9 protein-coding genes are annotated in these 11,293 nt (G+C 41.3%); 5 read left to right on the top strand and 4 right to left on the bottom strand.

Annotation, left to right across the window (positions count from 1 at the left end):
- Positions 1-25 precede the first annotated feature (25 nt).
- The 4 genes from CWB80_RS19370 to CWB80_RS19355 form a co-directional block, all read right to left on the bottom strand.
- A complete protein-coding gene (locus CWB80_RS19370) occupies positions 26-472 on the bottom strand; it encodes an REP-associated tyrosine transposase (protein ID WP_082389219.1) in 447 nt (148 codons plus the stop codon).
- Positions 473-840: 368 nt separating this feature from the next.
- On the bottom strand, positions 841-3,237 hold the full coding sequence (locus tag CWB80_RS19365; protein ID WP_138599147.1) for an ABC transporter permease: 2,397 nt from the start codon (positions 3,235-3,237) through the stop codon (positions 841-843).
- Position 3,238: 1 nt separating this feature from the next.
- Entirely contained in the window at positions 3,239-3,940 is a 702-nt protein-coding gene (locus CWB80_RS19360; protein ID WP_054552246.1) for an ABC transporter ATP-binding protein, read from the bottom strand.
- Positions 3,941-3,951: 11 nt separating this feature from the next.
- A complete protein-coding gene (locus tag CWB80_RS19355) occupies positions 3,952-5,205 on the bottom strand; it encodes an efflux RND transporter periplasmic adaptor subunit (RefSeq protein ID WP_138599148.1) in 1,254 nt (417 codons plus the stop codon).
- Between the two features lie 230 nt (positions 5,206-5,435).
- On the opposite strand from CWB80_RS19355, the gene CWB80_RS19350 reads away from it, so the two are divergent.
- The 5 genes from CWB80_RS19350 to CWB80_RS19330 all read left to right on the top strand — a co-directional run bounded on the left by CWB80_RS19350 (position 5,436) and on the right by CWB80_RS19330 (position 10,977).
- Positions 5,436-6,839, top strand: coding sequence for a sigma-54-dependent transcriptional regulator (locus tag CWB80_RS19350; RefSeq protein ID WP_138599149.1), 1,404 nt, complete (start codon positions 5,436-5,438; stop codon positions 6,837-6,839).
- Positions 6,840-6,842: 3 nt separating this feature from the next.
- Positions 6,843-8,147, top strand: coding sequence for a sensor histidine kinase (locus CWB80_RS19345; RefSeq protein ID WP_054552243.1), 1,305 nt, complete (start codon positions 6,843-6,845; stop codon positions 8,145-8,147).
- Between the two features lie 85 nt (positions 8,148-8,232).
- Complete coding sequence (locus CWB80_RS19340) at positions 8,233-8,772, top strand: hypothetical protein (RefSeq protein ID WP_138599150.1); 540 nt, start codon at positions 8,233-8,235, stop codon at positions 8,770-8,772.
- Positions 8,773-8,891: 119 nt separating this feature from the next.
- Positions 8,892-10,169, top strand: a complete 1,278-nt coding sequence (locus CWB80_RS19335) for a LysM peptidoglycan-binding domain-containing protein (RefSeq protein WP_105180972.1) — start codon at positions 8,892-8,894, stop codon at positions 10,167-10,169.
- 91 nt (positions 10,170-10,260) lie between these two features.
- Positions 10,261-10,977 carry a hypothetical protein gene (locus CWB80_RS19330; protein WP_138599151.1) on the top strand — a complete coding sequence of 239 codons (717 nt, stop codon included), beginning with the start codon at positions 10,261-10,263 and terminating at the stop codon, positions 10,975-10,977.
- The last annotated feature ends 316 nt before the right edge of the window (positions 10,978-11,293 follow it).

Genomic DNA, 11,293 nt, shown 5'->3' with positions numbered 1-11,293 from the left:
GGTCGTCATTTATGGCGACAACCAATCACAAGAAAACAGAATTCCAATATGGATAACTACCTAAATTATCAACTAGCTTTTTTCGCAAAGGGTTTGCTGCGATATATCTGGCTACAGCTATTCTACTTTCTTCTTCACGTAGTGCATGGTCATAGTAAGCAGGTTGCCACACCGTTTGCGAAAAACAACGTATCTTGTTTATCTCTCTAGCAGAAAGACCTTTTAGATGACCAACTGTTTTACCCAAGCTACTATCGCTAAGCCTTAATAAACCATGAAAATGATCGGGCATAAGCACCCAAGTTAACCAGCAGCATTGATGCAATAGTTCATTTCTTTCAATACACCTACAAAATACTTTTGCTAAGTTATGATCAGTGAACAATGCTTTTCGGTTATGGCAGTTGAATGTTATGAAATATTCACCTGATTGAATTGAAACTCGTCCTTTCTTTAAATGACTCCAGCTCATGAAAAATCCTTTTTCATAAAATTGTAGAACATTAAATATAGTAGATTAACGCGCTAAAGCACGTCCTACCGTAGGTCGTCATTTATGGCGACAAAGAATACATGCTAACGCGCTAAAGCACGTCCTACGTAGGTCGCCATTTATGGCGACAAAAAATACATGCTAACGCGCTAAAGCACGCCCTACGTAGGTTGTCATTTATAGTAGCAAAGAATACATACTAACGCGCTAAAGCACGTCCTACCGTAGGTCGTCATTTATGGCGACAAAAAATAGCCCTACGTAGGTGACAGCCATCCTCAATAAGCATTTAAAACTAAAAAAGCCCAGCTGTATTGCTGGGCTTATAGTTGGGAGTTAGTTAACTGTTATTCATATCGTAAGATAAGTGATGGTCTGGTGCTTGCGGCCTTAAAGGCTAAACTTGCAACGGTAACCCAGGTAATAGTGGCTACAGCAACGGCGGCAACTAAATACACCCATACAGCTTGTTCAATGCGGTCATTAAAGTTTGCTAACCAATCACCAACTAACAAGTAAGTCACTGGATACGCAATAGCAATACTGAGCGCCACCAGCACTAAGAACTCTTTAGCAATGATATTTACGATACTGATGCGAGATGCACCTAGCACTTTTCGAACGGCCACTTCTTTTTGACGACGCATTGTTGCAAACGAAGCCAAACCAAAGGTACCTAAACAAGTTAAGAACACTGCAAGGCCAGTAAAGATTAAAACGACATTCGAAATTCGCTCATCACCTTTTAACAGAGTTTTGTAGTTGTCTGCGAGTAAGTTGATTTTTGGCTCATAGATATTGGCTGAGCTTGCTAATACTTCAGCGATCTGAGCTTTAATATAAGGCAAGTTTTGCTGATCAATCGTTAAAATTAATTCTGATACAGGTGATAAAAAGTTAAAGCCACATAAGAACATAATATTTGAGTTGGCATCTTTAGCATTACCTACTTTTACATCTTCAACCACACCTACAACACGCATATCTATGCCGCGACCTGAGTCTTTAATAACCTTACCGATAATGTCACTCATATTAGTGTAACCCGCTTGCCTTGCGACAGATTCAGTCACAATGGTACCCGTACTTGTTACTCCATTTTCACGGCTTGCCCAGTCACCGGCAAACTCACGGCTAAAGTCACGACCAGCAACCAGTTTTAACCCTAGCGTTTTTACAACATCGTAGCTTGCACCTACAACAGGCGTTAAGCTGCCAGATGCTTCACCATTTGGCCACGTTGGCATAAGTGTATTATTGATTGAAACAGTTAAACGGGTATCAATAACTGTTGTTTGCTGTACGCCTTGAATTGCACTAATACGGTTAACTAAGGCATTTTTTTCTTTTGTGAATACTTCGCCTACAGGTAGCTCTGAAATAACCAATCTTTGTGTCGTTTCATAGCCTAAAGGTAAGCTTTGTAAGTAAGTTAATTGCTTTAACAAAGTAATAGAGGCAATGATTAAACCTATTGCTAGTGAAGCCTGTAAGGTTAGTAAGCTCTTACGAACCCATATTGCAGTATTACCTCGTTGTAAGTCTCCACTTAAAACGCGTTTTGCACTGAATGACGAAATAAAGAATGCAGGATAAAGCCCAGCTAATATGCCCACAGCAATTGCGACCACAATAATTGCAATGCCAAATTCAGAGGCATAATTCACGACCAATTCGCGGTCTACTAGTTGATTAAAGCTTGGTAAAAGTAGCTCCACTAAAGCACAAGCAATCACCATTGAAAGTATTGATACCAACACAGATTCAGATAAAAACTGCGTTACTAACTGGCCTTTACTTGCGCCAAGCGCTTTACGCACACCCACTTCTTTTGCACGTTTCGTCGATTGAGCGATGGTCATATTAATAAAGTTAAAACCTGCAATAAGAATAAGTAACACGCTTAAACCAACACAGATCATCACCACTTGTTTAGCACCACCTGCTTTCATCTCAAACGGTGATTTAGCCGTTAGATGTAAATCAAGTAATGGGTGTAGCTCTAAACTAACTTGCTCCAGCATCGAATTGCTAAAAAAGCGCTTTGTTAAGGTTTTAGCTAATGCATCGGTATCGGTGCCCTCTGCTACACGCATATAAACATAACTACTGTTGATGTCTATTTTGCTTGGATCATGCTTAACATAAACAAGGTTTTTAAAGGCAAAGTGAGTGTTGTCTTTTAAGTCTGCAAACACGGCACGCACCGTGTACTGTCCTTGTTCATGCGTAAGTGTTTCACCAATCACATCGGTGCGACCAAAAATGCGCAGTGCTTCTGATTCACTTAAAGCTAGGCTGTCTGGTGTACTCATTGCTGTTGTTAAATCACCCGCCAGCGTTTTCAGAGCAATAAAGTTTTCAATATTTGCTGTAGCACCATATAAGGCATTTAACTTATAGCCTTGATTGCGGTAACTCACATCAACCATGGCTTCACGAGTCAACTCGACCATAGTTAATCCGAACACTTCTTCAACTTGGCTGTAATCTTCAGCCTGCTTTGACTGCACATAATTAAAAATAGGCACCACAGCTAAACCAAGTTTTGAGAAGTCCTGGCCAACGCGATAAACACGCTCAGCATGAGGCTGTTGGCTATCGTACGAAAGCTCATTTTTTGCAAATAAAGCAACTAGAATTGCCGCAGCTAAGCCCACACTTAAACCCAGAACATTTAAAATAAAGTGCTGCTTTTGGTTTTTAAACGCACGCAGCGCGGTGATCAAATAACTTAAAATCATGTTATGCCACCTCTGCTGTTTGTTGAACACGGTTAGCTTTATCAACCATCACTTGGCCATCAAGTAAGCGCACTAAACGGTCAGCATAATTGCCTTCTTTTTCTGAGTGAGTAACCACAATTACCGTGGTACCTTCGCGATTTAGCTCACGCAGCATCGCCATGACTTCATCACCATTTTTTGAATCAAGGTTACCCGTAGGCTCATCCGCTAAGATAAGTTTTGGATTAATCACAAGAGCTCGGGCTACCGCTACACGTTGCTGCTGACCGCCCGATAGCTGTTGCGGTAAGTGATCTGCTCTATGGTCGATTGCAACACGTTTTAAAATTTCTTCTACTCGCTGTTTACGTTCACTTTTTGAGATATTTTGATACTGTAATGGCAGCTCAACGTTTTCAAATACTGTTAATTCATCAATTAAATTAAAGCTTTGGAAAACAAAACCAATCGACGCTTTTCTAAGTGCCGCTAATTGTTTTTCACCAAACCCTGCGATGTCTTCGCCTAAAAACTCAAAACTGCCTGCTGATGGCGAATCCAACATACCTAAAATAGAGAGTAATGTTGATTTACCACAGCCAGATGGCCCCATAATGGCAAGAAACTCGCCTTCGTTTACATGTAAGTTAATGTTGTTAAGCGCTGTTGTTTCAACATCTTGAGTACGGAACACGCGTGATAAGTTAGTTAATTTAATCATTGTTTTTATCCTTAAAATTGTAGTTGTTGTGCTTTATCAAAGTTGCTGTAGCTAGAGGTGATCACGCGATCTCCGGCGCTTAGGCCACTTAACACTTCATAATAGTTTTGATTCTTTTTGCCAAGACGAATGTCTTTTCGTACTGCACGATTGCCATCTTTTTCCATGACATAAACCCAGTTACCTCCTGAGCTGGTAAAAAATGCGCCGCGTTCAAGTAATAAGGCAGTGCCTTTGCTATCACCTAGCATCAGCTGCACATCAAGGCTTTGTCCGCGTTTTATGTTGCTCGTACCATTGGGTAAATCGACTTCAACCTGAAACTGTGATTGCTGAACACGACTATCAATTTTGCTAACTGTTGCCGCAATTTCGCCTTGTTCATGCTCAATAAGCACTTGCATACCTGTTTGAACTTGGCTCAGGTAAAACTCATCTAGTCTCACAACTAGCTTGTATTCATTAGGAATATCAATCTGCCCTAGGCGAGCACCACGGCCTTTTGATTCACCAATTTCCACATCAAGTTCACTTAAATAACCATCAGCAGGTGCTGTTACGAGTAGGTTTTCAAGGTTCTTACGTGCAAACTGTAGGTTTTTCTCTAACATGTCGGCACTGTCTTTTAACTGAGCTACCTGAACTTCACGAATACTGTTTTCTTGCTTTTGACGCTCAAGAGTTAGTTCTTTACGCGCTTTGTAATACGCTAAGTCTTCTTGAATTTCAGATAATTGCTCTTGTGCTAACACACCCGTTTTCACTAGCGGCTGAGTTTGTTTTAAGCGGCGCGATAAATGCGTAATTTTAAGATCAATTTCAAGCAAATCACGGCGTAAGTTTAAACGGCTGGTTTCCATATTCATTTGCGTGTTACGTAAAAAGTTAAGCTGCTCAGTCACCTGTGCTTCACGGCTCATTACATCAAGCTGCAAATTGGTATTGCTTAAACGCACAAGTGGTTGGCCTTTTTTAACAAACTCACCCTGCTCAACAAGTCGCTCTTCGACTTGGCCTCCGGCAATGGTGTCTAGGTAAATTGTAGTGCGAGGCATAACCTGACCACGAAGACTTAAAGCATCAACAAATTCACCTTGTTGTACTGTGCTAATCGTTAAGCTTGTCGCGGTTACTTGCTGACTACGACCTGTTTGCTCAGTTTGTGTGAAACCATAAGCTGCTGCCGCAACAGCTAAACATGCTGCTGCAATGATTGATTTCTTAAAAAATGCTTTGTTATTTGAGCGTGTAATTTTCTTATCCATGTTGACGCCTTTAAGTTATCTAGGTGCTAATTACCTATAGATAAAACAACTCTTGTGCCAACTTTTATTTTCATTAAATTACAACAACTTACATTAAAACCAATAAAGATGAATATAATTAAGTGTCCGCTTATAGAACAGTTCAAAACCCATATATCGTCCATAAATGGACACTGTTACTATTTTCAATTAGTCTTAGTGTTCCCATAAAGGAATAATAATAAATAGTTATGAAACAAGCAGGTTCAATTCTTATCGTCGATGATAACCCCGACGTACTTATCGCCGCACGATTACTTTTAAAGCAGCATTATCAGGTTGTAAAAACCACAGATAACCCCTTTGATATCGAAGGTATCATTAACGCACAGCATGAGGCGGATCAGTCCATAGATGTTGTGTTACTCGATATGAACTTCACGCAAGACTCAATTAGTGGCAAAGAAGGATTCTACTGGCTAAAAAAAATCATGAGCCAAGACGCTAATATTGCGGTACTGCTTATGACGGCCTACAGCGATATTCAGCTAGCTGTCGAAGCAATTAAAGCTGGTGCCTCTGACTTTATTGCCAAACCTTGGCAAAATGAGCAATTACTCGGTGCTGTTGCAGCGGCATTTTCACACGCTAAAGACAAGCAGCAAGTTGGTAAGCTCACAAAACAAAAGCAGGCCTTGCAGCAGTCAATCGGCAATCAACCATTTGAGTTTTTAGGCCAAAGTGATGCCATGCAGCAGGTTTTTTCGGTTATCGACAAAGCAGCCAACACAGATGCCAACATATTGATTAGTGGCGAAAGTGGCACAGGTAAAGAACTCACTGCCCATGCAATCCACAATGCAAGTCAGCGCCAAAACCAGCCTTTCATTAGTCTAGATATGGGCTCACTGGCCGAAAGCCTGTTTGAAAGCGAACTATTTGGCCATAAAAAAGGGGCGTTTACTGGCGCGAAGGAAGATCGCATCGGCCGATTTGAGCTTGCTCATGGTGGTAGTTTATTTTTAGACGAGCTAGGTAATTTACCGCTTAACCAACAAGTTAAACTACTTGCGGCACTACAAAACAGGCAAATAACACCGGTTGGTGGCTCTAAAGTCATCGATATTGATATTCGTTTGATCTGTGCAACCAATGAAAACCTCGAACAAGCAGTTACTGAAGGTAAATTTAGGCAAGACTTACTGTACCGTGTTAATACCGTAGAGATCCGTTTGCCAGCTCTGCGTGAGCGTAGTGAAGACATTCCATTACTGTGTAACTACTACTTGCAGCACTTTGCACATAAATACAAACGTGAGCTCTCGATTGCAGCATCTGATATGACACGTTTAAGTCAGTATCATTGGCCTGGCAATGTCCGTGAACTTGCCCATGCAATTGAGCGAGCAGTCATCCTCTCAGAAGGCTCAGAGCTTGATATAAGCTCGGTGATAAGCTCACCAAATGCTGCTGTTAGCACAAGTGAGCTCTCTTCAAACGCCACTAACTACGACACTTTTGATCTTGAAATCATCGAGCAGAGAACCGTTCGTGCAGCTTTAAAGCATTTTCAAGGGAACGTGAGTCATGCAGCAAAAGCGCTCGGCCTAACACGCGGAGCCATGTATCGTCGTTTAGAAAAATACGGACTTTAATCGATGCGAAATTTTATTATCTTAGCCAGCCTATTAGCTGCATTAATAGGTTTATCAATTACTTTGTTTTGGCAAGTAGAGCAGAGCGGGTTTTCTGCAATTTCGGCACTTTTAGTAATTTTAAATTTGGTATGTGCCGCGCAAATTTTTAATTTATTTAAACGCCAAACAAGGCGTGCAGATATGGTGTTTCGCGCTTTAGCGAATGGAGACAGCACATTAGGCTTTGGCGACCAACACCCTATGCAGCAGCAATTTGAGCAGGTTAAACAACAAATTCAGGCTGCACGTTTTAATGCAGAGCAACAAGCTCAGTTCTTACAAGCACTATTAATTCATATCGATTTAGCAGTATTAGTATGTGATGAACAAGGCAATATTATTGAAAGTAACCCTGCGGTCAGTCGCTTGCTTGGGCAGGCTGTAAAGCACATCGATGATTTAGGTGTAATCGCAAACCTCGTTCAAGACGCAAAACAAAATAGCCGTAATACCGTGCCATGGCAAAATGGTGAGCAGCACGATACGTTATCTGTGCAGATCAGTATTGCCGAAATCCAAGGTAAAGTTCGTAAAGTGATCAGTTTGCAATCGATTCATGATCAGCTGCAATTAAAAGAGCAACAAGCTTATAAGCGCCTTACCAAAGTACTAACCCATGAAATTGCTAATTCGATTACGCCACTCTCTTCTTTAGCACAAACTTGTACGGCGCTGCTGCCAACTGAGCTTAGTTTTGATGATCAGGAAGATAAACAAGACTTGCAACTCGCCCTAACAACACTCGCATCACGAACCGAGCATTTAGGGGAATTTATAGCGCAATTTAAAAAGGTTAGTAGCTTACCCGCCCCACACTTACAGCCACATATTCTGGCAGATCTTGCCAAGCAAGTTGTCGCTCTGCACTCACAACAAGCTAAGCAACTTAATATTACGTTGAATTTATCGGTGCAAAGCCAACAGTTAGTAATGATAGATAGAGGCCAAGTTGAACAAGTAATAATAAACCTGCTTACCAATGCCCTTGATGTCCTTAAGCAGTTAAATACTTCAAAGTCAGCAAAGTGCATTGAGGTAAGCATTGCACAAAATGCTAATCAGCAACTGTATTTAGAGGTCAGTGACAATGGTACAGGTATCAGCGATCATGTGATTGAGATGATTTTTGTGCCATTTTTTACTACCAAGCAACAAGGCTCAGGAATAGGCTTAAGTTTATCGCGCCAGATCATGCTCAATCATGGCGGCGATTTGGTATATATCAAACGCCAGCAAGGAGCCTGCTTTCGCTGCGTGTTCGGCTAACTTACATAGTTAGAACACTTACTTACAATTTGCTAAGGCGCTATTTGGTATCATGTACCCATTAACGTTTAATGGATTAACCAATATGAAGTATCTCGCCTTAGCACTGTTTTCTTCACTTGCCTTCATTCCTGCTACAAGCTTTGCTGGTATTTATGACAGCCCTAATATGAACCTGTTTGTTAAATCAGAGCATAATAGTACTGATTCAATCACCTCAGCCGGCATCGAAGTTATGGCTAAAAATAACTACAGTAATTTCGGCGCAGCATTTACAACGGCACTAGGCTCAGCAGAAGTATTTACTAAAAAAGGTGATCGGGAGACATTTCTCACCTTAGATAGCGGCATCAAATTTGGCTATTTCAGTGACTTTTTTGTCTATGGCGAAGTGGGGTTAGATTTAATTGAGCTTGCTGTATACGACGACCGAGATGACCACGACTACAGAGACCGCTATGATGACGACCACAATAATATTGATGGCTATGTTGGTGTGGGCATGGGCGTGGACTCAAAGCCATTCAGAATAGAGATTTATGCCAGAGCCCGAGAAATAGACAGCCGCTATTGGGAAGCGCAAAACCATGGTTATGCTGGGTTACAAGTTAGTATTTCGTTTTAATTTCAATTGGGTGAGTAAGTTAGCGAGCTTGTTAATCTAATGGTCATTTTTAGCTCACCCTATGTTAAGCTTAGGCGCTTTAGTTTACCCGCACCTAAGTTAACGGAGTATTTTAATACGTGTTTTTAAATCGATTTTTAGGCCTTGTTGTTGTTTCTTTTATTGTAACAGGCTGTCAGACTGCCCCTGAGTCACTTCCCGAAAAGAAGCCCATCATCAAAGCCAATCCAGGCACTGTGGTTGCAGAAGCTAAAACAGCACAAGTAGACGCGGTGACACCGCTCAAACCAAGTGAACTTGATGACGTATGGCAGCGTATTCGCATTCAACTACAGTTTAGCGATTCAAGTCACCCAGATGTGCAAAAGCGCATTGCTTGGTACCTTACTCATCCAAATTACATGGAAGAAATAAGCCGCCGTGCAGCGCCGTATTTGTATCATATCGTCACAGAAGTAGAAAACCGTGACTTACCAATAGAACTCGCTCTAATGCCGCTTATAGAGAGCGATTTTGATGCCAGTGCCTATTCGCACAAACATGCATCGGGTTTATGGCAACTCACCCCCTCAATCGCCAAATACTTCAAAGTAAAAATTACCCCTTGGTATGATGGTCGCCAAGATGTGATCGACAGCACCCGCGCAGCTTTGGATTTTATGGAATACCTTTATAAACGCTTTGATGGCGATTGGTATCACGCTATTGCTGCCTACAATATTGGTGAAGGGCGTGTATTACAGGCAATTGCTCGTAACAAAAAACAAGGCAAGTCGACGGACTTCTTTAGCTTAAAGCTACCATCGCAAACCAAACAATACGTGCCTAAGTTACTGGCCGCAGCACAATTATTAAAGCACCAAAAAATGATATTTCCTGCCATTAAAAATGAGCAGGCTATTGCGACCTTACCAGTGACTGGGGCCGTGATCTTGGCAGACAAAGCGAAATGGCAAGAGCTAGAAGAGCTAAACCATGGTGTTATCCGATACCCAGCTGTGATTGATGCGCCACATATTGTGGTTCCCAAAGATCAGCAAGCAAGTTATCAAACTCTTTTAGCTAACCAAAAAAGCAATGATTATAGCCAGTGGCAACATTACACAGTTAAACGCGGTGATAGCTTAAGTGTGATTGCAAAGAACTATAAAGTAACAGTTAGCCAGCTGAAAACCTTCAATAACCTAAAAACAAACACCATTCGTATTGGTCAAAAACTGATATTGCCGCAATTGGCTGATCAACAAATCGAGTATAAGGTGAAATCTGGCGACAGCCTTTGGAAGATTGCAAAGCAATACAAAGTCAGTATCACTAAACTCAAACAATGGAATAACCTTTCAAGAGATAGCTTAAGAGTGGGTGAAAAGCTCACCGTATTTATCTCAAATAGTTAATACCAAATCAGGGAGTTTTACTCCCTGTCTCTTTTATCTATCCAATTAAAGTTGTATCTTTATTAGTCTATAAAAACAACAATTAAAAATTATGGATAATCAGCAACAGGACGCAAGCTGTTCAACCGTTAAATCAGAGCAAGACTCCAACGTTGAAGAGCAAACAAAGACTACCCAGCAAAACACTCAACCAGCCAGCAATCAGCGCAAGGCATGGTTTACCAACGAGCGGCTAAACCTATTTCTCGCACTCTGCGCAATTATAATTTCAGCAGCCTCCTTTTATGCCACTTACTTGCAAGCCAGCGCCGCAGAACGACAAGTAAAAGCCGCAACCTGGCCATGGCTCGAAGTAATGACGGGGAATTTTAATGAAGAAAAAAATCAATCTGAAATCACCTTTGTACTCACTAATTCAGGCTCAGGACCTGCGATAGTAAAGTACGTGAAGTATCATTATAACGACCAATCATATTTAGATATCTATAAAGTAATTTCTGCATGCTGTTTTGATACACAAGCATATGAAACACAGCTACAAACTCTGCAAGATGATTCTCCCGACATAAATATTTTCGAAGCATTTGGCTGGATTATGACGAGTGCCAGTGATAACCGGTTACTGGCATCTGGCAGCAAACTTAAACTTTTTGGTTTCAAGCGAACGGGATTTAATGAAACTCAATGGGACAAAGTAAACAAGCAACGTAATAGCATCAAAACCGAGATCTGCTATTGCTCGTTGCTAGAACAATGCTACCTAAGCGATGGCCGCGGCGATGTGAGAGAAATACAGCAGTGTGAGTGAGTTGCGAGAATAAAGTTAGCGAGGGGAAAGTTGCAAGAGTAAAGTTTGGAAATCTGGCGTAGGTTGGGTAGAGCGAAGCGAAACCCAACAGCGTGGTAATTCGTCATGCACAATGAAGAGACAAAGCTCATTAATAAAAGACGAATTAGCGCAAGGTGAAGTAAGCCATTTTATACCATTCCGCATAAAGATTAAATCAATTTAATCCATTCCCGATTGCACATTTTCTTCACTCGATCCGGGATTGAAATAAAGTGATTCCATGCCTTTGAAACTTCATGCACTATATCGTCGTAGCCCGATAACCCTCTATAGT

It is taken from the genome of Pseudoalteromonas sp. S1650, assembly GCF_005887195.1.
GTDB lineage: Bacteria > Pseudomonadota > Gammaproteobacteria > Enterobacterales > Alteromonadaceae > Pseudoalteromonas > Pseudoalteromonas simplex.
This window is presented reverse-complemented; position numbering and strand designations above follow the sequence as displayed.

What these genes read in the sequence shown, in the direction of transcription:
- CWB80_RS19340 (WP_138599150.1), top strand. Translation starts at nt 8,233, where the DNA reads ATGAAGTATCTCGCCTTAGCACTGTTTTCTTCACTTGCCTTCATTCCT.
- CWB80_RS19360 (WP_054552246.1), bottom strand. Translation starts at nt 3,940, where the DNA reads ATGATTAAATTAACTAACTTATCACGCGTGTTCCGTACTCAAGATGTT.
- CWB80_RS19350 (WP_138599149.1), top strand. Translation starts at nt 5,436, where the DNA reads ATGAAACAAGCAGGTTCAATTCTTATCGTCGATGATAACCCCGACGTA.
- CWB80_RS19365 (WP_138599147.1), bottom strand. Translation starts at nt 3,237, where the DNA reads ATGATTTTAAGTTATTTGATCACCGCGCTGCGTGCGTTTAAAAACCAA.
- CWB80_RS19370 (WP_082389219.1), bottom strand. Translation starts at nt 472, where the DNA reads ATGAGCTGGAGTCATTTAAAGAAAGGACGAGTTTCAATTCAATCAGGT.
- CWB80_RS19355 (WP_138599148.1), bottom strand. Translation starts at nt 5,205, where the DNA reads ATGGATAAGAAAATTACACGCTCAAATAACAAAGCATTTTTTAAGAAA.
- CWB80_RS19345 (WP_054552243.1), top strand. Translation starts at nt 6,843, where the DNA reads ATGCGAAATTTTATTATCTTAGCCAGCCTATTAGCTGCATTAATAGGT.
- CWB80_RS19330 (WP_138599151.1), top strand. Translation starts at nt 10,261, where the DNA reads ATGGATAATCAGCAACAGGACGCAAGCTGTTCAACCGTTAAATCAGAG.